Genomic DNA, 23,756 nt, shown 5'->3' on the forward strand with positions numbered 1-23,756 from the left:
GGGGTAAAGATAAATCTTAAAATGGATACAAAATATCAATTACCGTACCAATTTTTAAGCAAAATGATGATTATAGAAGTTTCAGCAGATTATAAACGACCTGTGCCGTTTCATCCCGATTCGCGAGACGCTTCGGCTTGAATTCGCCGTCCGGGTAACCGGTCATCAGGCCCAGTCCGACAACCTCGCTGATGGGTATCCGCGCCCATTGCGACGCGGCCGTCAAGTCCTTCGGCCCGCTCACGCCAGTTTCCACCCGGTCCTTACCGGAGGCGTAGGCGTAAGCCCGCAGCAGCATGACCGCCATTTCCTCCCGCGTAATCCGTTCGTTTGGCGCAAAGACATCCTCCTGACGTCCGGATACCAACTTGGCCTCGTAGGCAGCCGCAATGACTTCCGCATGCCAGTCGGACGGTCGTACATCCCGGAACGGAAGCTTCGCCGTTCCTTTGCTCTGCAGTCCTAACGTCCGTACGAGCAATGCCGCAAATTCCGCCCTTGTCGTCGTTCCGTCAGGATCAAAGCGATCTTCCGATTTCCCGGTGACGATGTGCTTCGCGGCCAGCGCCTTGACGGCGCCGATCGCCCAATGTCCAGACGGCATGTCGGCAAAGGCCGCTTCGTATTCCATCACGGCGTAAACGCTAAAGTGCGGCAGGTCCGCCGACAGCGTCCGGCTGGCCGGATCGAACTCGCCTCCGACATACTCCCACTTTCCTGCTTGATTCTCATAATAGATGCCCAGCCATTCCTCATTGACGTCAACGCCGGATGGCTTAATCGTGTATGCCAACTGAATCGGCGCCGGGAAGTCCGATAGATAGCGTGGCTCCTCGCCGTCCGCCAGCGCAAGCAGTTCAAGACGGTACGGAACTCCGACCATTTTATAGCTTGAAGAAGGTTTCGACGCAACGTTTTGTTTGGTCAGAGGAGCCATCTTGATCGCCAGCTTGGCATTCCGCGGCTGCTCCTCCGCAAGCTTCTTGAGAAGCTCCGGCTCGAAGGTAAGCTTTAGCTCCCCGGACCGTACCTCAATCGGATGCTCGAGCAACTTTAGAATCTCTTGCGACAAAATCACGCCGTTCTGACCGGGCTCCAGCTCGAAAGCAAGGACGCCGTCCCCGCTCCCCGAGGTCAGATCGCTCTCGCGGACAACGACCAACTTTTCGTCCGGCTCAGGCTTGGGCGTTACGATAGGGCCGGTTCCCGTTCCAGGGTTCGTCCCCGGGTCGGTGCCAGGGTCCGTTCCAGGATCAGGCTTGCGCGACGGTTTCAGCTCGATAGCATTATCCGCTCCCGCATAGTTGTATACATTGAGGTAGCCCTCGGATGGAATCGGGTTGGCCGGATCGGTGTCCAGTACGTTAAGTACAGCCTTCCCGTCCACCTTCAGGATAAACCGGACGCCACCTTCGACATCGATAGCCCCGATTTCGATCAAATGCTCTTGATTGGGCAGGACGGATGTATTCGGGATCATGTCCACCATCGTTTGTCCCGGCTTCCACGTCTGGAATTCGATTACATCTTCCTTGATGACGACCAGATATCCCTGATTGCCATTGACCCAGGTTGGATCCCCGGTCCGAACCGATCGCAGCGCGAATCCGTACCAGCTGGAGTTGAAGTCGTCGAATTTCGCCTTGAACGTAATCAATCCGCTGCCGAACTTCTCTCCTCCATAGCCGAATACGCCATCCCCGAATATACGAACCGTACCTTCGCCGAATTTCACCGCGTCTGCCGCCGTCCAGCCCTCCGTATCGCTGAGCTGGCGGTCCAGCTCAATAACGGGATAAACGGGCGCCGCTACCGTGACGACGATGGTGGCTTTAACGTCCGCATTCTCGCGCGATGCAACCGTCACGACAGCCGTACCCGGAGATACGGCTTGGATCGTTCCGCCGCTGTCTACAGTGGCCGTCTCCGGATTGCCGGAGCTCCAGACCAGCTTCTTGTCCGTCGCGTCCGGCGGCGACACCGTTGCTTTCACTTTCACCTTTTCGCCCGGCTCCAGCGACAGCTCCTGCCGATCCGGCACAACCTCCGTTGCAGGCACCCTCGCCAGTTCGAAGACGATATCGTCGAGCTCCAGATAAGCGAAACCTTCTACATAGAAGCCGACTTGCCCGGTAGCATTGTAAGACGGGTTCTCCCCATGCAAGCGCAGCTCGCCGTCAACGAAGACACTGATGTCCGCGCCTTGAGCAACCACCTTGATTTCGTAGTCCTTATTCGGCAGCAGATCGTCGCTCTCGAAGGTCGCCTCCTCCTGCGATTGCCACTCCGAATTCATAATCGACCAGGATGAGCCTGTTTGGTTCTTCTTGTAGCTGATGTACCCCCGTCCGCTCGCGCTATCGCGATCATACATGAGCAATGTCGCTCCGACCGGTATCTCCTCCGGCGTTCTGAGCTTGTAGGTCAGCTTGTAATTGGAGAAGCTGCCGGGAGACTTGGTGCTGGCCCCGTCGACGAGGCGATACCAGTGATTGCCGTCACCATCCTCCTCGATACTGTGATTGGCGTCAACAAGCCATCCGCCGCCGCCCGACTCGAAATCGACGGCATGCAGCACATCCGATACGATAACCGTTGTTGCTGCGTACACATCCGGATTTTGAGCCGACCGCGCCGTGATGACCGCTTCTCCCCTGCCCGTCGCCGTTACGAAGCCGCTGTCGTCCACGGTTGCTACATCAGGGTTGCTTGAGGACCATAGCAACGATTTATTGGTGGCATCATCCGGCTTCACGACTGCGCGAAGCAGCTTTTGTCCTCCTTCGTTGAGATGCAATAAAGCCGTTTCAATCGCAATGCTCTCTACCGTTTTCCGCGGCAGCGAGAATTTTACGTCATCGAACCACAGATTCGCAATTTTATTCACATAGAAGCCGACCTTGCCGGACCCGCTGTGTGCCGGATTCTGGCCCTCGATGACCAGTACGTCGTTCACATAAACGCTGATCGACGAACCCTGGGCCACCACGCGGACATCATAGATCGTATTCGGTTTCAAGAACCCGCCTGCGACCGTTTCCTCTTTTAACGTCTGCCATTGCGCATTGTAAATAATCCAAGTCGAATCCGTCGCTGTTTGACGATATTGGATATACCCGCTTCCTTTATCGCCGTTGCGATCGTACATGATCAGTTCAGCACCGTCCGGAATCGTCTCCGGCGTCTTGAGCCGGTATTCCAGCACATAATCGGAGAACAGGCGTGGATGCTGCGAGTTCGCTCCGTTAACGATGTAATACCAATGGTTGTTCTCTTCATCCTTCACCATGCCGCGATTGGCATCGACCGGCCAATCGTTGCTGCCCGACTCGAAGTCGGTTAAATGCATGACGCCGTCGCCTTCGGTCACCGTAACGACGGTTTCATCCTTCAATTCCGGATTAGCCGAAGACACGACCGTAATGACAGTAACGCCTGGCTTTAGCCCGGACACCTGGCCGTTTCCATCCACCGTCGCAACCTCAATGTCGCTGCTGCTGTACGTGACGGCGGCATTGTTTGCGTTCCATGGCACCACCTCGGCCCGGAGCGACACCGTCTTGCCGATTTCCATCGTCAGATTGTCCGTTGGGAAGTAAACGCCCGATACGGCGATAAAGTCTACCCCATTGGGGAGCCCTACTTTGCCTTGGGTACCGATCATCTCGAACGGAATGGCCTCGAAGTCCGGAATCTGCTTGAACACTTCCGCATCCGGCTTCAGACTGAATTCTCCCGCCGCCAGATCGACAAAGCCGGGATCAACGTTAGCTACCCAATTGTCCTTGTGGTTCATCAGATTGTTTATATCGCGTACGCCATGCTCGTTTGTCTGGCTCGAACGCGGGAGCGTCGGATTATAAATGACATTTCGTTCGAAGTTATTCGTCGTCGGTTGATAACGATCCTCTTCGAAAAACTTCAGAAGCTCGGGATACTTTTCCGCATAAGGCGTGCCGATAAAGTTGTTGTTTTCCTCGAATAGCTTCTTCCATACGGGCATATAATCCCGGTCGACCCGGTTGCCCGGTTCCTTGCTCATAAACATCTCATAGTTGTCGTAAGGAACATAAGTATCTACAAAAATATTGTTGGAGGTATAGATATAGGCGCCGGTACCGCTTTTGATCGCGCTGTTCCCCATCTTGTAGAAAATGTTGCCTTCGATGGTCAGATCCATCGTCATATTGTCGGGATAGACGCCTTCGACGCCATGCAGATTCTCCCCGATATGATGGAAGTAGTTGTGCCTGACGATCGTTCCTCTCTCCTCGGGATCCATGCCTGCATTCATGTAGATCGCGCCCAGGTCCTGGAATTGCTTGCAAATGTCGTAGATGTTGTTGTATTCGATCAAATGGTCGTTGCCATACACGATGATGCCGGGATGAGGCGCGTCATGAATTTCGTTGCCGATCGCCTGATTGCCGACGCCCGCGAACAGCACCCCGGGATTGTAAGCCTTGTGATAATAGGCAAAATCATGAATATGCGAATTTTCCACCCGGTTGTTGCCGGGCTCCAGCGTCTTTGTATCCCCGCCATGCAGGGTGACTGCCGTCCCTCCGACATGCCGGATATGCGTCGAGACAACTGCATGGTTGCGCCCGTCCAGTTCTCCCTCGATGCCGTCATAGGCGTAGCGGCCCGGCGAATTGATCAGCACGCCCCCGTTCGTGAAGTTGCTGATCTCGCTGTTGGCGATCGTAATATCGCTGCCGCCGAGAATGACCGCCGCCGTATCGCGTCCGTACTCCATCGCCAGCTCTTCGAACCGGATATGCGAAGCGCCGATCGCGCGGATCATCGTCTCCTTCAGCATCGTTACCGTGATATCGCCTTGTCCGTTTCGAAACGCGGCATTGGGCATCAAGTACAGGATGCCGTTTGTGCGATCAATGTAATATTCGCCGGGAGCGTCAAGCTCCTCCAGCAGATTTTGGGCAAAATGGAAATCCGGATACCAGTTCGTGAGCAGGCCCGACATTTCGCCGTATTGCAATGTCATGGTTTTTTTCGCCGTATCGATGGCCGCGACTTTGTTGTACGACCATTCCCAGCTGTAGCCGAAAATGCCGTCCAGCCAAATATCGTCTGCTTGGGACCAATACTTCGGCCTGTCGTGCGTATAAGCGAAGGTGCCTCCGCGCTTCTGTAGATCGGCATCGTCTACCGTCGGTCCCGGATCGATGATTTCTCCCATCTGCACGGTACCTTCGTTCGGCCAACGGGCAAGCGTCATCCCTTGTCCGTCAACGTACAGCTCCATTGGCGGCACGAGACTGACATCGTTTGCCTTCCAATAGCCGTGACGGCTCATCTGGCCATAATCGGTAATGCCGAGCGAAGGCAGATTGACCTGCAGCACTTTACCGCGCGCTTCTTCGTCGATGATCCGCCCAAGCACCTCTTGATCGTTGACGGGCTCGAAGCTTTCGTGATCCAGCTCCTTGCCGCCCGTCAGACGAACCGTTTCTCCAGGGTAGGAACGGTACACGATCGGGGAATCGGCCGTTCCCGAATCCTCCTCTCCCAGCTCGAACGTCGCGTTTCGCTCGTAGACGCCTTCCCGCAAATAAACGGTAATGCCTCCGGGGGGAAGCCCTCCATCGTTTTTCATAGTTCTGATTGCATCCCGCGCCCCTTCGAGCGTAAGCAGCGGGTCGTCCTCCGTTCCGCTATTGGAATCGCTTCCAAATGTCGATACAAATAAAGCCGCCCCCTCCATCTGCTCTGCCTGGTCTGCTTGCGCGATTGCGACGGGCATGCCCATCGCGAGCATGCACACAATCAGCCAAGCCGACAAATACTTCTTTGCCACAGTCTTCACCCTTTCGCATGGTTCATATTGGCCTGCGACATTATTGTGGCAAAGGGAGGCGGCGAACGAAATCACAAAATCGATGAAACGTCCTTACTTTTGTTTCGTTTTTTGTCAATTGTTCCAATTTCCATAACTGAAACAAGATTTTTTATTTGCCAAGAGCCGCATTCAGGCGGTATTCCTTGGGCGTAACGCCGTATTTTTTCTTGAACAGGGTAATAAAATAGCTTGCGTTGTTAAAGCCCAGACAATCGGCGATTTCCTTTACGTTATAGCTGCTGCCAATCAACAGCTCGCACGCTTTGTCCAAACGATAACCATTAAGATAATCGCCGACGGACCCTCCTTCGTATTGCTTGAAGATCCGGCCCACGTACGCAGGAGACATCTTTAGGTAGGCCGCGATGGACTGCAAGCTCAGATTGATGTCCGAATAGTTGTTTTCGATAAACTCCTTAATGGTATCCACGATTATAAGGTTCCGGTCCTCCTTGAGATGGGACGGATCCTCCTCGCACAGCTGCTGCAGGAAATGTCCGATGATCTCGCGCATAACGGTCAATGACTCGGCTTTGATCACCTTCTGATTCATATTTTGCAGCTCGACCGAATTGGCGTAGGAGGCGAACGCCGGCTCGCGCATGATTGCCTTGACGAGCAGCACGACCTGAATGACGGCGTACGTCATGTAATCGTAATGAATGGACGCAATCAGCTCGAAGACCCGCGATAAATGTTTGTCAATGGCATCCGCATCCTTACTCCGGATGCTGTCGGCCAGCTTTCTCTCCAGCTCCGCTGGCAGGGTAAAATCGCTTCGCTCCATATTGCCCCGCACGTCGTCGGGCGTAATGATCGTCTCCGGCCCCAATGCGAGACGATACAAAAGCTGCTGCACGGTCCATTCGTAGACCTGCGTCAGATCCTTGTAATCCTCGACCGCATCGCTGACGGCCGCCGAGAAGGTTCGCTGGCGGTAAAATTGCTTGAAGATTCGCCGGGCCTCCGCCAGCAGTTGCGTTAATGCGGGTTGGTCGGCCTCCCCTTCCATGACACGGATGATGACGACAATATATTCGTTGTTCATATCGACTACCCGGTTCGAATAATGCCGAGCGACCGTCTCCTCCACAATATTGCATGCCGCGAACCGATACAGTTTCTCTTGCGTAGCGGATTCCGGCGTTTTTTTGTCCGTTATAGGCTGCTCCAGAGAGAGAACGGCCAATTGCCACACGGTTGCTCCATCTCCTCCCGCCTCAAACAGTCCCGGGCTCGCTTCGGCGCAATGATGCAGTTCCTCGCCGGTCATGGAGCGGCTGTCGGTCAACCATCGTCGCAAATAATAATCGCTGACAATTTGCTTCTTGCCGCTTTCCTCGCGATTGGCCTGACGCAGCTTATCGAGCGTAAGCCGATACACGTCGGATATAAAGCTCATTTCGTCATGGCTGCCCGACTCCGACTCGTCCGTCCGCACATCATTGCGATGGAACAATTCGAACAGCTTCCCGATCGGGCGATAAAGCCGGCTTGTAATGACCAGCGACAGGATGAAGCTTGCGACCAGAAAAACGACAATGAGCGCCAGCGTAATATCGCGCAGCGTCTCCGCCTTGCCCATGACCTTCTCGTACGGCAAAATGTTCATGACCTTTAATTCGCTTACATCCATGTTCATTTCCGAAATGACGTATTTCCTTCCCTCGATTTTCTGAATCGAGAAATCATGCGTCGAGTTTCCCGCCGAATGGACCATGCGCTCCAGAAGCCGCTGCACATCGGCGGCATACGGCGAGCCAATCCCCTCCGTTTGCAGCAGCTTCCCCTGCTCGTCGAGAAGCACCATGCCGTCGCTATTGTCCGTTACATTATCCAGACTCTTAATATTATCGAAGATCCACTGCGGTCTAATATTAACGATGACGGCGTTCGGCAACTGGCCGCTTCCCGGATGATTCTCGGTCAGGATAAACGAGAAGAGATCCACGTCCGGCCTGCTCTCGTCCAGCTTGAAGGGAATCAGCTTGGCATCCGCATATCTCCCCATCGATTCCAGCTGCTTCGTCAGCCGTTCCTGCAGTTCTGTCCAGTTAGATCGGCTCCATGCGCCCGATCCTCCGCTGTATAATTTTCGCTCCGCTCCGTTAACCACAACGATGGAATCAATAAACGAGGTAGAATCCGCCAGCGTGTCCAGCTTCCGAATCGTCTGGAACTTCATCACCGGCTCCGGGACCGCCGCATTCATCAGATAGATGATGCTGGGATCCATGCTGGCCGTTATCCCGATGTTGCGTACGATATCCGTAATATAGGTAATGTTGTGTTTGATTTGCGCCAACACTTTGCGGCTGGAATCCTTCTGCGTCTGCAGAATGATCTGCTGGGAGTAGAGGTAGAACGACACCGCCGCGATAACGAGCAGCCCAGCCATGGATAAGTTGACATAGAAAAAAATCCGCTGTAAATACTTCCGGTTAGCCATGGTTCGAATGATATGCATAGTCCGACAACTCCGCTCCGGTGGATTCGGCAGGCGTGCGAGCGAGCGGATGAACGCTCACGAATGTCGCTTCGCGCAGGGAACAGCCGATTATGTCAGAGTGTACCCTCACCTTGCAAGCCAGGTCAAGGCGGAACGCAGCATTTTATAACAATGTACGGAATTTGGTATGGAGGATGCTTATGCGCCAATGCCTGCTGCCTTATTATTCAACGGCGTACAATTATCGTTCATAACGGGACATTCTACTCATAGAACATCCAACCTCCTTACGGGAGATTGAACTTCGAAATTATGCAGTATTGCAAGGGCAAGCCAAGATCAGGTTGAGGGCAAAAACAAAGGGAAAACCTCCCTCTTTTTCTCCACCCTCGCCTCGCTTCAGAACAATAACGGGAAATGCTCCCACTAATCCACGCAAATACGGAGCCTGTCTCATATTTAGAAGCATATAAAGGGAGGATTTCCCTTTAACACCACAAATTCAGGTATTTTCGCGAGAATAGAGGGAGCTTTTCCCTCTATCTATCCATGCCATCATTCCTATATTGGGTATCCTAACCACAAACGGAAAAACCGCCCATCCAGGCGAAAGCCCCGGACAGGCGGTAGACATCGCAGACGCAATATAGCGGATGCGTTATGCGTTATAAAATTGAACGAGTTCCTTCGTCACGTCCTCCAGCTTGCCGTCAACGAATGTCTGACGCTGCGGCTTTTCGAACAAGACTCGAATCTCGGCCGGGAACTTCTGTTCAATGCCGCAGAGACGGATCGCCTCGTCGAACTTCGCGGGATGCGCGGTAGCCAGCGCAATTGTCATCTCGCCCTCTTCGCTGCAGCGATCTGCCGCGGATACGCCGCAAGCGGTATGCGGATCCAGCAAGTAGTCGTGCTTGGCTTGGTAATCGGAGATCGTGTCGAGACATTCTTGTCCGCCGACGCCGTGCGCCGCGAATTCCGCCTGCACCTTGAGATGCGCTCCTTCGGGAATGCTGATCTCGCCTTCCGTCTTGAATTGGTTCATCAGACGTTCCACTTCGGCCGCGTTTTCGTCAAGCACGTAATACAGATAACGCTCGAAGTTGCTCGCTACCTGAATATCCATGGACGGACTGTACGTCATGCGGAAGTCGCCCGGCATATAGACGCCCTCGTGGATGAACCGCTCCAGAATATTGTTTTCGTTTGTCGCCAGAATGAGCTTGCCTACCGGCAATCCCATCCGCTTCGCTACGTAACCGGCAAAGATATCGCCGAAATTGCCCGTTGGCACGCTGAAGTTGACCGGCTCCCACTTGCCTGTTGCCTTCGATACCTGGAAGTAAGAGTAGAAATAATAGACCGTTTGCGCCAGTATGCGCACGAAGTTAATGGAGTTGATGGCCGCCAGATGATTGGCCGACTTGAAATCCAAATCCGCGAACAGCTCCTTGATCATACGCTGGCAATCGTCGAAGTTGCCCTCGACCGACAGATTCAGCACGTTGTCGTCCTGTACGGTCGTCATCTGAAGCTCCTGTACTTTGCTGACCTTGCCTGTCGGGTGCAAAATACAAATTTTGATGCCTTCCTTACCCTTCACGCCTTCGATGGCGGAAGCGCCGGTGTCGCCGGAAGTAGCGCCCAATATATGAATTTTTTTGCCTGTTTGGTTTGCGACATAGGAATAGAACTGACCCATGAATTGCAGCGCGATATCCTTGAAGGCGAACGTCGGTCCATGGAACAGCTCGAGCAAGTACAGATCGTCGCGGATGCGGCGAACGGGCGTCACTTCCGGATTGCGGAATGTGCCATAGCTCGCGGCGATCATCGCCTTAAGATCCGCTTCGGGAATTTCTCCGTTGGTGTAGTGCGAGAAGATCGCGAACACCAGCTCCTGGTAGCTGAGCGATTGCCACTCTTTCAGCGTTGCTTCGGAGATGACGGGAATCTCGCTTGGAACAAGCAGACCTCCGTCGTCCGCAAGTCCCATCATAAATGCTTCGATAAATCCGATTTTGCCAATTTTGCCTCTAGTGCTGATATACTCCATTGTCGTCCTCCTACTTGCCGGCGCACCATGCGCGGAATAGCTCTTTTATGCATTCTATCACAGATGGGACGTGATCCGCGACCCCTTGATGCATCTCGCCTGCACAGTAGCAAAAAAATCCATCCGGCTCCCTTCTTGCAACATTCCGGGAAAGGGTACCGTCTGTAGCGGTGTGCACGCAATATTATGTCAACAAATTACAACTACCAAGGAGATGGACACAATGAAGAAAAAAAGAATACTGAATATGCTGATGATTCTCGCTATGGGAGCCGCGCTCGCGGCTTGCGGCGCGGACAACAATAAGGGAAATGCCGAGCCTACGAATACGGTCGCTCCAACCGAGACAGTCGCTCCGACCGAGACGCCGGATGCCGGCAACGGGGCCGGCTCGGAGAACGGCGATGGCGGCGAAGAGGGCGGGGAACCCGCAAAAGAAGGCACTTCGCGCTACGTGATGGACGCTCTCGTTAAAGAAGACGAACGCCCCGCGTTTATTGAACCGGACGCTGCGATGTTAAAGGACATGTACCACCTCGACGAAGCTTTGTTCCAGGACTACGTCGTGCTCATGCCTATGATGAATATTTCGACGACGGAGTTCGCCGTCTTCCAAGTGAAGGACGCCAAGGACATCCCGGCCGTTGAGGAAGGCATCAAGAAACGCGCGGAAGCGGTACAGAAGTCGTTCGAGCAGTATCTTCCGGATCAATACGAGAACGCCAAAAACTACAAGCTCGTGACCAAAGGAAACTTCGTCATGTTCGCGATTGCCAAGGACGCGGCCGATGTAGCCGCCAAATTCGAAGAAACCGTGAAGTAATACCGCCATTATGGTATTCAGCAGCCTGCTGTTCCTGATTCTGTTCCTGCCCGGCGTTCTGATCTTGTACTATTTGTCGCCCCGGCGAATCAAAAATCTGATGTTGTTCCTGGCGAGCCTCGTGTTTTATGCATGGGGCGAGCCCATCTACATCGCGCTTATGCTGTTCTCCACGCTGGCCGACTACCTGTTCGGCCTGCTGCTGGATAAGAAAGGCATGAGCGGCAGAAGCCGAAAAACCGTGTTGATCGCGTCCGTTATCGTCAACCTGGGCGTGCTCGGCTTCTTCAAATATGCCGATTTCCTCATCGCGAACGTAAATGCCGTGCTCGGCACGGCCATTCCGCCGACCGACCTGCCTTTGCCGATCGGCATATCGTTTTATACTTTTCAATCGATGAGCTACATTATCGATGTTTATCGCAGAGATAGTAAAGCCCAGCGCCATTGGATCGATTTCGCGACGTTCGTCTCGCTTTTTCCTCAGCTTGTTGCCGGGCCGATCGTGCGCTACAACACGATTGCCGAGCAGCTGAAAGATCGCCGCGTAGACGCCCGTATGTTCGCGGAAGGCGTAAGGAGATTCTGCATCGGATTGGCCAAAAAGGTGCTGCTCGCCAACAATATCGGTCTTCTCTGGAACGAGGTGTCCGCGGCCGACAGCTTGTCCGGTCTTCCCGTATTGACCGCGTGGCTGGGTATCATCGCGTTTGCTTTCCAGATTTATTATGACTTCAGCGGATATTCCGATATGGCGATCGGTCTGGGACTGATGTTCGGCTTCCGCTTCAACGAAAACTTTAACAAGCCGTACACGGCGGTCAGCATGACCGACTTTTGGCGGCGCTGGCATATTTCCCTCGGCACCTGGTTCCGCGAATACGTCTACATCCCGCTGGGCGGCAACCGAAAAGGAATGACGAAGCAGCTTCGCAACATTTTGATCGTGTGGCTGCTGACGGGCATCTGGCATGGCGCAAGCTGGAACTTCCTGCTGTGGGGACTGTACTTCGGAGTCATTTTGATCGCCGAAAAGCTGTTTTTGCTTCGTTTGCTTGCGCGGCTGCCGCGCTCAATCCGCCATTTGTACGCTGTGTTGCTCATTCTGATCGGCTGGGTTCTGTTCGCTTTCGAAAATATCGGAGACGTTGCTGCTTATATAAGCGCCATGTTCGGGGGGAACGGCATTTGGTTCGACCGACACAGCCTCTATTTGCTGTATACGAATGCCATTTTGCTTCTCCTGCTTGTGCTGGGTTCGCTGGAATGGCGGAATTTGATTCGCTCCGCCCAGGCGCGCCTGAATGGCGGAATTCAAAACCGTACGGTTGCAGATGATATAACTGGCAACGATGGGACTCTGAAAGCTGGCAGCGGCAAATCCGCATCCGTAGTGCTCCCTTTGCTCGGTTTTGGCTGGCATGCGGTTTTGCTGCTGATGTCCGTCGCCTACCTCGTCGATGCTACCTTTAATCCGTTTCTTTATTTCCGCTTTTAGCCTGGGAGGCCTCATCTATGTCCGGCAAATGGATTGATCGCATATATATCGGGGGTTTTCTTGCGCTGCTCATCGGATTGCTGCTGTTTTTTATCTTCGAGCCGAAGACGATATTCTCCGAGCTTGAGAATCGCAAGCTTCAGGAGAATCCGGAGTTTTCCTGGAGCCGGATTTGGTCTCAGCAATACGCCAAGGATGCGGAGCTGTACGTGACCGATCATTTCCCGTTCCGGGCCGAGTTTATCGCAACGAAGTCCCTGCTGGAGCAGGCACGGCTGCAGAAGGAGAACAACGGCATTTTCCTGGGAGAGGACGGATATTTGTTCGAAAAGTTCGGAAAACCCGACTTGGATGAGTTAGGCTCCTACGTAGACGCGATAAACAAATTCGCCGCCAACCATCCCGAAGCGCGGCTCTCCTTCCTGCTTGCACCCAACTCCGTGGGCATGTACCCGGATCGTTTGCCTTGGATGGCGGAGGCGTATTCTCAGCGGGAAGTCCATAAATGGATCAGCGGGAGGCTTGGCGGCGGATTGACGTTTCTCGACGGCTTCGCTTTTCTGGACCATGCGGATACTGGGAGCAAACAAGACGATCGCCAGCTATTCTACCGCACCGACCATCATTGGACGACATTCGGCGCTTATCTGGCATATCGGGCTTATGCCGAATCATTGGGCTGGGAGCCTCTCGCGGAAGAGGACTTTCATATTCGCACTGTCTCCGACTCGTTCCTGGGCAGCTATCATACGAAGGGGCAATACGGCGGCCTGCGGCCCGACGCCATCGAAGTATACGAGCCTAAAAATCCCGTAGCGTACGAGATGCACATCGTCGATACCGACGAGACAAGAGACAGCCTGTACGACGACAGCTACTTGGGCAAAAAAGACAAATACAGCTACTTTCAAGGCGGTGTCCACGCACTTGTTACGGTAACAAACGAGATTGCATCCGAGGATGCCGATTTGGAGAAGCTGCTGATCGTAAAGGACTCCTACGCGCACAGCATGCTGCCATTCCTGACAAATCAAGTAAAGGAAATCCATATGATCGACATTCGTTATTACAACGGCAACATCGGCGATTACATGGAGGAGAACGACATCCAGGACGCGCTGTTCCTCTTTAACACATCAACGTTTGTTCAGGAACGGAATTTGCTGAAGCTGAAATATTGAGTCGAGGCTGCTCCTTTATTGTGAATTAGAACATTCTAGTCGGAGACTCCGCCTCAGCTGCCATCGAAAACCGCGCACTGTTGGCGTAGTGAAGTTCGATCAAGACAACATCAACCTACAACAGCCCAATATACAATCCCACATCGCGATGAATAAAGAGAATTCAAAGGAACATGAAGTAACAGGAGACAATAGCTTATTAAAACATGGAAGTAGCCGGCTGACGACCGGCTGCTTTTTTTGTTGTTCAGGAAACCGTAACGGAAATGAAAGACGTTATTTCAGCAAAAAGCAGCTCTTTTAAAATCTAATGGAACTGACAGCCCTTATGATGGACAAAACTTCGCGGTTTGCCTGGATTTCTCACGAATAACGTCGCATAGTTCCGTTAGATTTTAATATCACGCCAAACGATCCATATAAGGGCCCTCATTTCCGTTAACAGGTTGGCGACGATTGATTGCGGCTGCAATTCCAGTTTTGCGCACAATGAATCGACGGCCTCGGTATGTAGCGTCACGGCCGGAGTAGGATGGATCAACATCAAATGTTTAATAACGATAGAAACAAGTGTACTAACATACAAAGGCCATGAGGGGGCGATTTATCCCATCGTTCTTTTAACGCACCTATTGAAACACAAAAGTACAGAGAAAAGGAGCTGACCCCGTGCAATTAGAGAGCATCTACCATTCCCCTAGCCACAGATGGGCGTATGCCTATGATCCCGAGACGTTCCATTTGCGTCTTAAAACCAAACGTAATGATGTCGAGCGAGTTGTTGCGATTGCTGGGGATAAATACGACTGGGATCATCATTGCCAGGAAATCGAAATGGACCACATCGCCGCGGATGCCCTGCATGATTATTGGGAGGCCGTCATCCGGCCGGAATTTAAACGATTCAGCTACGGATTCCGTCTGCACAGCGGCGAGGAGACGATCTGGCTGACGGAAGAAGGCTTCTCCTCCGAGCAGCCTGCGCCTGCCGGCGGGTATTTCGAAGGGCATTACATCCATGCCATCGATCTGTTTGACGCCCCCCAATGGGCCAAGGAAGCCGTCTTCTATCAGATCTTTCCCGATCGTTTCGAGAATGGAGACGCGTCCAACGATCCGGAAGGCACCTTGCCTTGGGGAGAAAAGCCGGAGAGAGATTCCTTTTTTGGAGGGGATCTTCAGGGCATCATCAATCGAATCGGCCACTTAAGCGAGCTGGGCGTAAACGCCGTTTATCTGACGCCGATCTTCCGCTCCCCCTCGAATCATAAATATGACACCACCCATTACCGAGAGGTTGATCCGCAGTTCGGAGACAAGGAGCTGCTTAAGAAGCTGGTCCAGCAATGCCATGAGCGCGGCATCCGCGTCGTCATGGACGCTGTTTTCAATCATGCGAGCGAACAGTTTCTCCCGTTTCAGGATGTCCTGGAGAAAGGCGAGCAGTCGGAATACAAGGACTGGTTCCATCTGGGCGGGTTCCCGGTTGAAGTAAAAGATGGCGTCCCGAACTATGACACGTTTGGTTTCTACGGCCATATGCCAAAGCTGAATACAGCGAATCCTGACGTCAAGCAATACTTGATCGAAACAGCGGTCAACTGGATGAAAGATACGGGAATCGACGGCTGGCGGCTCGATGTAGCCAACGAAGTGGACCATCACTTCTGGCGCGACTTCCGCAAAGCGGTCAAAGGGGCGAACAAGGACGCTTTTATTATTGGCGAAGTCTGGAGCGATTCGCTGCGCTGGCTGCTCGGCGACCAGTTCGATTCGGTTATGAATTATCCATTGACGGAGCTGATGCTGGGCTTTTTCGCGGATCGAAAGTTCTCTTCCGCCCAATTTGCGGAAAATGCGAACAAACTCCTGATGCGATACCCGCAGCAAACCAATGAAACGCTGTTTAACCTGTTGTCGAGTCATGACATTCCGCGTTTGATGACCCGCTGCGAGGGCAATGTCGGGAGAGTAAAGCAAGCCGTCGTCTATATGATGACCACCATGGGCTTGCCTTGCGTGTATTACGGCGACGAATTTGGATTGGACGGAGGCGACGACCCCGATTGCCGCAAATGCATGATCTGGAACGAAGAAGACCAGAACAAGGACCTGTTTGACTTCTACAAATTAATCATCGCGCTAAGAAAAGAACATGCCGTCCTGCGCAGCGGCCGTTTCCGCGTATTGTCGGCACAAGCTGACGGCGGCTCTCTCATTTACGAACGGCTGGACGACAATGAGCACTTTACGGTATGGATCAACCGTTCGGATGAATATGTCGAGCTTCAACACCCCATGATAGAAGGCGGATGGCAGGATGCATTAACCGGCGAGGGGATCGACAATCCGGACGGCAAGCTGGTCATCGGACTTGAGCCGAATGGTTACCGGATCGTATGGCGGAAGATCAAATAGCGCAACGGTCAAACACCTAGCTTGTTTCAAATACAGGAAATAACGTGTAAGTAATGGTTACCAATACAAATGGACGAGCGATACCAACCCAAATAAAAAAGCTTGGAGGACGATATAATGACGCAAATGGTTTGTATGGCCATGCTCCTGGCAGGCGGCGAGGGCAAACGGCTGGCACCGCTTACCGCTTCACTCGCTAAACCGGTTGTACCGTTTGGAGAACGGTATCGGATGATCGATTTTCCGCTTAGCAACTGTTTGAACTCGGGCATTCGCAGGATCGGTGTGTTGACCCAATATTGCGCCGACACGGTTCACCGCCATATCGGGGATGGTGGCGCTTGGCTTAATGCTATACCGACCAAACATCTGGGCGAAATTGCGATGCTGCCGGCTTCCGATCATTCTCCGAGCGGCTGTTACACAGGAACTGCCGACGCGATTTATCGCACTTTATCCTACATCGAGCCGCGCAATCCGCAACATGTTCTCATTTTGTCCGGCGACCATATTTATCAGATGGATTACCGCCCCATGCTGGAGGCGCATATCCGCAGCGGAGCTTCTGCTACAGTAGCGGTTAAACGGGTGCCCTGGCATGAAGCAAGCCGCTTCGGCATTCTAAATGTAAACGATGATTACGGCGTCGTTGAGTTCGAAGAGAAACCCGCTCGTCCAAGAAGCAACCTGGCTTCTATGGGCATCTATTTATTTCGTACGGACAAGCTGAAGGAGGTGCTGGAGCAAGATGCATCCAACCCGGCCTCCAGCCATGATTTCGGCAAGGATATTATACCGAAGCTGCTGGAGGATGGCGACAACCTGAACGCATATCCTTATGAAGGCTACTGGCGCGATGTAGGCACGGTGGACAGCCTGTGGGAAGCCCACATGGAGCTGATCGACGGCACGCTCCGGTTGTCAAAGTCTCACTGGCCGCTTCTTTCGGGCTACGCGCCTGCTTCAACCCGCCGCGAACGCCGTAATGGAACCGCGCCTCATGACTGCATCGTCGATCCTCATTGCCGGATGGAAGGCGCCGCGCAACGTTCGATTATGGGCACGGGATCGGAAATCGGCAAAGGCAGTTTTGTCTACGAGAGCGTCATTATGCCTGGCGCAAGGATTGGACGCAATGTCCGTATTCATAATGCGATTATCGGCGAAAACGCCGTCATCGAGGACGGCGCCGTCATCGGTGTTCCACAGAGCGAAAGAATTACGGTCGTTGGACCGGGAGAACGTGTAAGCGCGGAGCGCATAACGGTGCCTCAAAGCCGCGATACCTTTGCAGCCTTGCTGTCTGGCGCCGGACGCCGCGATCGCGAACTGCATGCGAGCAAAGCATTCAGCTATTAATACGACACGAAGCTTTTCCGCACACGCAAAAAAATTCCAGCAATTCAACGCCAACTGCAAAAGCCGTGCCCCTGTCATCAGGCGCACGGCTTTGTCGTTCCATCCTCGATCCCTTTCAGACTACCTTCCGCTCCACGATAAGCTTCATATTTTCGGCAATGGAGTGATGGTACGTTCCCGGCTTCTGCCCGGTTATGCGCGAAATATAAGCGTCATGGCCGACCGCTCTCTTTAAGATGCCGCCGATCCGGTCCCGCTGACCCGGGCGATCCCCATAAATTTTCAACAAGGCCATAATGGCATGGGAGAAAAATTGGTAATAAATTTCGTTGAATTTTTTCGGTTTAAAGATATCGCTGGTATCCACACCTTGGTAAATCGGCTTGTTCAGCTCCTCGGGCTCGCATACAAGCAGCTCCAGCTCGTCGATGCTGCCTTCGTCCCTGAGCTTGCCCAGCAGATAGATTGCCATATAACCGCGCATCTGGTTGTTCTTGCGACAATCCTTGAGCTGGAAAGCGTCCCTCTCGGCCAACATCCCGCGCAGCTCGGGCAGCGCCGCCTCGTCGCCCAGCAGTCCCAGCGCGAACGCGCTATGCTTCCGAAGAAAAGCGTCATCATCGCCCAGCCATTCTCGAAGCGCGGCTCCAACCTCGGCATGCCCCTGACGGAAGGCGGACCAGATGGCGATCCCCGGCGAGTCGGATGCAAGCCCGCTGCGAATCTCCTCGCGGTCCTTCAGCCATTCGATCCGCTGCGGCGGCTTGCGGTCGGCTGGATAAGCGATCTGATAACCCTTGTCGTTAGCGGGATCGTAACAGCCCGTTTCGGTCAAATAGCCAACCAGCTCCTCGTAAGGCACGTCTTTAACGGATACCCCTTTCTCGATCGCCACCCAAGCCGCCGTCGCCGCCGCTTCCCCGCACTTCTGCATGTCGCGGTTCATCCGGACGCAGGTGGACAAACTATGGTCGACCGCGAGACAGCGTCCGGCGGCCATCAGTCCGTCGAATCCCCGCGGGATCATTGCGCCGAGCGGCACGGGCACCGTCACATTGATCGCCCCGAGATTGCTGCCTACGAACCAGTCGGCAAGCTCCTCGGATTCGAAGGCGTGATCTCTGCCATGTTTGTCGATATCGGCATAGGCGTAGAACAGGGGCTCGTCGGTAACCCGATCCGCGAAAAAGCGATCCAGCGTGATCGTCTCTTCCCCTTCGATCAAACGCCCTTCCCTGATGCCGAGCAGCGGCGCAAGATACAACATGCGCCCCTTGCCATCCTCGTACTTTTCCTCCAGATGCTGCGAATGGGAGAATAAAATCGCTCGGGACAGCTCCACGCCGTCTCTCTGATCCGTGCAGCCCGAATCGAAATTAATCCAGCTCACCTTCCGGTTCGCCGCATAAACCTTCACGCTCGTAAACGGCTGCGTTCGATTATCGAGCTCCCGTCCCACGCTCGTTGCGCAACCCGCCATGGAACAAACCTCCGCGTCGCCCGTACAGTCGATGATAATCTTGCTGGCGGCGCTCCGGATGCCGCTTGGACCGATCCACTGTATGCCCGTTGCCTGCCTCCCGTCGAGATACACGCCAGTAATGGAAGCCTCGAAAACAAGCTCGGCTCCTGCGAGAACCGCTTCCTGCTCCAGCACGTATTTTTTGGCTTCCACGTTGTAGGCGCCTGATTTCGCGTAGACCGATTCGCTCAGCTCTGCCGCTTCCCGGTCCAACGTCTCGTAGAGCCCGCCCTGCGAGCCGAAATAATAGCCGTTTACAGAGACGGAAGTGCCCATGCCGCCCATACTGTTCAAACGCTCGATGCCCAGCGCCTTAAGCCCTCTTTTCGCTGCCGCGATCAGCGCCATGGAGCCCGATGTCCCGAGTCCCACGACGATAATATCGTAGGCAAGCGGGAACTCGACTTCTCCGACTTCCTCGGCGACAACCTCGCCGTCCATTCTTTGCGATAGCAGCATCTTCAGCCCACCATCCTTCCCGTCGCTTCGATGCCGGCCTCATAAGCCTCGAGCGGATTGCGATAGGCTGCGGACGTTAAACGCTGGATACGTCCTTCCTTCGATGAACCGGATACTGTCATCTCTACCTCGAAGCATGTCGCCACCGCGCAGATCCGCCAGTCCAACCACTCCCCCGTCCTGTTCGTCCAGACCCCGTTCAGCTTGCTTCTTGCCTGCACCCAATCGTCTTCGTTCCCGATTGTTAGCTTGAGAATAAGCTCACCGTCAAGCTTGCCCTTCACGATCTCCGTCTCGGCATCCGGGACGACAAAAGCGTCTGGCACGACGGCATCAAGCGGCGTCTCTCCGACATACAGCAGCATGGCGTTAATCCGTCTGGCCGTTTTATCGGCGGCGGCGTCCATAACCGCTTCCGTCCGCGTATCGATGAGACGATCCGCTCTAACGACGCTTCGTCCCGAAGCATGATGAATCGTCACTTCCACATAATCGTTTTTCTCTTCGACAAGGAGCACCTCCGTCAAAAGAAGAACGCGAAGCCCGGACTCATAAATCCGGTTATACAACACGGGAGCCAAGGCGGGAAGATGGACGAGTCCGTCATCGGACAAGATCCCTCTCTCCCTCAGCTCCTCTCTCAACGAGGCGCCGGAAGCCGATAACGCCGTATCGTCGTTCCAGTCACCCCCCGGATTAAAGCTATTAATAAATTCATGACCGACAAGCGCCGTCCGCTCGATGACCAAAGTGCCGTCGATATCTTCCAATGCTGCGCCCAGGCCGGTAAAGGTCGCTCCAAGCACAATGGTTCGATAGTGACTGATTTCGGTCCCCATAGGTTCACTCCTTCGCTAATCTTGCGCGTTATGGATATCGCGATACGCGCTTGGCGTAATACCCTCGTATTTCTTAAACAAGCGGATAAAGGTGCTTATGCTAAAGAAGCCTACCCTATCGCTAATATCCTTAATATAAATGTCATCCCGCAGCAACAGTGCCTTGGACTTCTCGATACGCCATTTGTTAATGTATTCCGTCAGCGTTTCACCTGACTGCTCCTTAAAGTAACGGGAAAGGTAGGACGGGTGAACCTCGAATTGATCCGCGATCATGTTAATGCCGAGGTTATTATCGCCATACCGTTCTTCGATAAGAGCAAGCACGCCATCGTAGAGCCGATATTTGCTCTTTTTCCTCCGCTGCTCCGCCAACGCGCATATACGCTGAAGAAACTGGGACATGCGCTCGCGCATGACCATCACCGTGCTTCCGCTCGACAATTCGCGAATCGCGGCAAGATTCTCTTCGTAGAGTTCCTCGCGCGCGAGATTCGCCTCTATGCCCGCCTTCATCATCGTGCTGCACATATCGAACAGCAGACAACGGATCAGATCGGCCGATACGTTTTTCTGCTCCAGATTACAATCGATGATTTCATCCAACGTCGACTTGGCCGCCTCGTAATCGCCGGCATTGACGCAATTAATAAGCTGCTGCTCCTTCTCGATGGAATAGACGTAGGCCAGCTCGCGAACAGTGGTCTGCTCGTACCATATAATGGACTGCCCGCTCTGGAGCATGCGGTATTCCATCGCCTCCAGCGCTTCTTGATACGCTGCGGGCAGCTCCTGGGCAGAATGTCGCATCGAGCTGACGGAAACCGTAAACAGAATACGGAATCTGCTGCCGATAAAGCGCTGCGCTTCTTCGGCCACGCCCTTTAAATAAGCCATTGCGGCTTCCTGGGACGTCTCGGGATTAAAATTGACGATACACGCCAGCATGTCGTCGATATCCGTCATCCAGCCTTGATGTTCCTGGCCCGCCAGCTCCTCCACGATGTTCGTCATGACAAGATGGACAAACTCCCGCTTCTTCTCGGCATCCTGCTCGTCGATTCGGAAAAAGCCGCTATAGTCTTCCAGATAAAACAGCATGACGGCTACTCCGCTGCCTCTCAGACTGAGGCCGTGATCCGGCAATACTTCGGCAATAGGAACGCCGTCCTTGATCCTTCCCTTGAGCAGCCGGGCAAGCAGGCTGGAGCGTAGCGCCTGATTCTGGCGTTCGATCGTCTGATTCATCAGCTTGTAGCGATCTAGCGTGTTGTCCAGCGCTTCCTCCAGATAGTCGTATTCGGTCCCGTTGCTCTCTCTCGAAGGTTCGATTTCACTGCGCGCCGCCACATTGCGGACGAGCCGCTGCAGCGGGTCATAATTCCGTTTGGCCATCCATACAGATAAGATGGAACCAAGTACAGCGGCAATCGCCAGCATGAGAACGGATAAATTGCGGATGTATTCCGCCTTTTGGCTATACAGCTCGGACGGCAATGCGTAGATGATCTTCCAGCCCGTCGTCTCCGACTTAATGTAGGACAGCGTCATCGGCTTTCCATCCCAATCTTCCGTTACCGTGCCGGAGCTGTCGTTCTTGCTATCCGGAAGCTGAAAGCTGCGCTCTTGCGCGCTTGCTTGTTCGGAGGAGGCAAGGAGTCTGTCCTCATCATCCAAAATGTAGACGCTGCCTTGATTATAGGACTGCAAATTACGGATGGATTCCATCAATCGACTTTGATTAAGCTCGATGACCAACGTCGTCCCCACAGATTCTCCTTTGCTTGGAAAGTGCAGCGACTGCGCGTACATAATGCCCGGCCGCGCGCCTTGGCTGAATTCTCCCAGACTCATAAAACGGCCGCGATGCTCCTCTGCAAGGTTGCTTCTCCAAGACGTGAGCGATAAGTCCGATTGACTATAGTTCAACTCGTAATAAAGTTCATCTTCGTAATAGGAGCTGTCGGTCAATACAAAGTTGCCCGCGCTGAAATAAATATAGAAGTGGTCCACAAACCGATTCGCGATATTGTACGATTTGAAATCGGCGATGGCATGCTTCATATTAAGCCTATCCTTGGCGTCGATGTTTTGTTGGTTGCTTATGATCGATCTGACTTTCGGATTAAGCGAGATCATCTCGGACAATCGATACACGTAATCCGTGTAATTCTCGATTTCCAGCTTGAGCTGGGAGAGCAAGGCGGAATTGGCTCGATGAATTTCGTCGTTGATTACATGTCTCGTTTGCCAGTAAGTGGCCGTCATCATTATGATCGGAATCAGCAGCACTATGGCATACGATTGCAGCCATCTCCGCTGCACCCCTTTCATCCTCCAACCCCGCATCCCATCACGCTCCGATTCTTCGCTACCCTTTTATTGACCCAATCATAACACCTTTTACAAAGTATTTCTGCAAGAAAGGATATACCGCCAAGATCGGCAACGTAGCCACGATAATAGTCGCATATTTGATGCTTTCGCCTACTGCCTCTACATCCGATGCCGAAGCGTCGCCAGACATATAGGCTGTGCTGTTCTGGATCAATATCTCTCGAAGAATCAATTGCAGCGGGAACAGCTCCCTGTCGCGAAGGTAAATCATGGCGCTGAACCAGGAGTTCCAATGGCTGACTCCGTAAAAAAGGACCATCACGGCCATAACCGGCAGAGAAAGCGGGAGGACGATACGGAAAAGGATGGTGAAATCCTGCGCGCCGTCCATACGGGCAGACTCGATCAAGCCATCCGGAATAGCCTCGAAGGATGTACGCAGAATGATGAGGTTCCATGTTGAGATCAAGCCCGGAATGATGAGGGCAAGCAGTGAATTCCCTAAATCCAGCCAGTTATTGACAAGCAGGTACATAGGAATGAGTCCGCCCGAGAAAAACATCGTGAAAACGATTAACAACATGACGGTTCGGGTCCATGGAACGCCCTTGCGCGAGAGCACGTAAGCTCCCAGACTGGTCATGAATAAGTTAAGCAGCGTTCCTCCTACCACGATGACGATCGTATTGATATATCCGCCGATAATATTGGGATTCTGGAACACCTTTACGTAAGCATCCAAATTAAAGCCTTGCGGCCCCAGCAAAAGACCGGTGTGAGAAATCAATTGTCTCGAATCGCTTATCGATGACAGCAGTACATAGATAAACGGATATAAGGTGATCACGATCATAAATAACATGAACAGGACAAGTATGGCCTGGAAAATACGTTCACCCTTTGTTTTTTTGACGGATGTTGTCTCCATCTGTAAGGCCTCCTATTGGCAGAT

General features: G+C 53.3%; 12 protein-coding genes. 5 read left to right on the forward strand and 7 right to left on the reverse strand.

From position 1 onward, the window contains the following. Positions 1-70: 70 nt before the first annotated feature. From KJW29_RS17220 to thrC, 3 genes are all read right to left on the reverse strand, one after another. Positions 71-5,821: an Ig-like domain-containing protein gene (locus tag KJW29_RS17220; RefSeq protein ID WP_214630697.1), complete on the reverse strand. Its 5,751-nt coding sequence runs from the start codon at positions 5,819-5,821 to the stop codon at positions 71-73. Between the two features lie 151 nt (positions 5,822-5,972). Further along, a complete protein-coding gene (locus tag KJW29_RS17225; protein WP_214630698.1) occupies positions 5,973-8,330 on the reverse strand; it encodes a helix-turn-helix transcriptional regulator in 2,358 nt (785 codons plus the stop codon). Positions 8,331-8,970: 640 nt separating this feature from the next. Then, positions 8,971-10,368: a threonine synthase gene (gene thrC / locus KJW29_RS17230; protein ID WP_214630699.1), complete on the reverse strand. Its 1,398-nt coding sequence runs from the start codon at positions 10,366-10,368 to the stop codon at positions 8,971-8,973. Between the two features lie 223 nt (positions 10,369-10,591). Here thrC and KJW29_RS17235 point away from each other — a divergent pair, with 223 nt between their 5' ends. The 5 genes from KJW29_RS17235 to KJW29_RS17255 all read left to right on the forward strand — a co-directional run bounded on the left by KJW29_RS17235 (position 10,592) and on the right by KJW29_RS17255 (position 17,647). Beyond that, positions 10,592-11,191, forward strand: coding sequence for a DUF4358 domain-containing protein (locus KJW29_RS17235; protein ID WP_214630700.1), 600 nt, complete (start codon positions 10,592-10,594; stop codon positions 11,189-11,191). Between the two features lie 10 nt (positions 11,192-11,201). Further along, positions 11,202-12,689 (forward strand): MBOAT family O-acyltransferase, encoded by a 1,488-nt coding sequence (locus tag KJW29_RS17240; protein ID WP_214630701.1) that lies wholly within the window; start codon positions 11,202-11,204, stop codon positions 12,687-12,689. Between the two features lie 17 nt (positions 12,690-12,706). Beyond that, positions 12,707-13,870, forward strand: a complete 1,164-nt coding sequence (locus KJW29_RS17245; RefSeq protein ID WP_214630702.1) for a DHHW family protein — start codon at positions 12,707-12,709, stop codon at positions 13,868-13,870. A 669-nt stretch (positions 13,871-14,539) separates the two neighbouring features. Beyond that, positions 14,540-16,288, forward strand: coding sequence for an alpha-glycosidase (locus KJW29_RS17250; protein ID WP_214630703.1), 1,749 nt, complete (start codon positions 14,540-14,542; stop codon positions 16,286-16,288). A gap of 117 nt (positions 16,289-16,405) precedes the next feature. Continuing rightward, on the forward strand, positions 16,406-17,647 hold the full coding sequence (locus tag KJW29_RS17255; RefSeq protein ID WP_214630704.1) for a sugar phosphate nucleotidyltransferase: 1,242 nt from the start codon (positions 16,406-16,408) through the stop codon (positions 17,645-17,647). Between the two features lie 115 nt (positions 17,648-17,762). Here KJW29_RS17255 and KJW29_RS17260 read toward each other — a convergent pair whose 3' ends face one another. From KJW29_RS17260 to KJW29_RS17275, 4 genes are read right to left on the reverse strand one after another with little or no spacing between them, the layout of a single operon-like run. Then, positions 17,763-19,628, reverse strand: coding sequence for an FAD-dependent oxidoreductase (locus KJW29_RS17260; protein ID WP_214630705.1), 1,866 nt, complete (start codon positions 19,626-19,628; stop codon positions 17,763-17,765). Between the two features lie 2 nt (positions 19,629-19,630). Continuing rightward, positions 19,631-20,467, reverse strand: a complete 837-nt coding sequence (locus KJW29_RS17265) for a hypothetical protein (RefSeq protein WP_214630706.1) — start codon at positions 20,465-20,467, stop codon at positions 19,631-19,633. 15 nt (positions 20,468-20,482) lie between these two features. Next, positions 20,483-22,792 (reverse strand): helix-turn-helix domain-containing protein, encoded by a 2,310-nt coding sequence (locus KJW29_RS17270; RefSeq protein WP_214630707.1) that lies wholly within the window; start codon positions 22,790-22,792, stop codon positions 20,483-20,485. A gap of 46 nt (positions 22,793-22,838) precedes the next feature. After that, complete coding sequence (locus KJW29_RS17275) at positions 22,839-23,732, reverse strand: carbohydrate ABC transporter permease (RefSeq protein ID WP_214630708.1); 894 nt, start codon at positions 23,730-23,732, stop codon at positions 22,839-22,841. Between the last annotated feature and the right edge of the window lie 24 nt (positions 23,733-23,756).

It is taken from the genome of Paenibacillus agaridevorans (assembly GCF_018604145.1).
GTDB lineage: Bacteria > Bacillota > Bacilli > Paenibacillales > Paenibacillaceae > Pristimantibacillus > Pristimantibacillus agaridevorans.

Bases quoted from the DNA above. Each gene is read 5' to 3' on its own strand.
- KJW29_RS17225 (WP_214630698.1), bottom strand. From the start codon at position 8,330: ATGCATATCATTCGAACCATGGCTAACCGGAAGTATTTACAGCGGATT.
- KJW29_RS17255 (WP_214630704.1), top strand. From the start codon at position 16,406: ATGACGCAAATGGTTTGTATGGCCATGCTCCTGGCAGGCGGCGAGGGC.
- KJW29_RS17275 (WP_214630708.1), bottom strand. From the start codon at position 23,732: ATGGAGACAACATCCGTCAAAAAAACAAAGGGTGAACGTATTTTCCAG.
- KJW29_RS17260 (WP_214630705.1), bottom strand. From the start codon at position 19,628: ATGCTGCTATCGCAAAGAATGGACGGCGAGGTTGTCGCCGAGGAAGTC.
- KJW29_RS17245 (WP_214630702.1), top strand. From the start codon at position 12,707: ATGTCCGGCAAATGGATTGATCGCATATATATCGGGGGTTTTCTTGCG.
- KJW29_RS17240 (WP_214630701.1), top strand. From the start codon at position 11,202: ATGGTATTCAGCAGCCTGCTGTTCCTGATTCTGTTCCTGCCCGGCGTT.
- KJW29_RS17265 (WP_214630706.1), bottom strand. From the start codon at position 20,467: ATGGGGACCGAAATCAGTCACTATCGAACCATTGTGCTTGGAGCGACC.
- KJW29_RS17235 (WP_214630700.1), top strand. From the start codon at position 10,592: ATGAAGAAAAAAAGAATACTGAATATGCTGATGATTCTCGCTATGGGA.
- thrC (WP_214630699.1), bottom strand. From the start codon at position 10,368: ATGGAGTATATCAGCACTAGAGGCAAAATTGGCAAAATCGGATTTATC.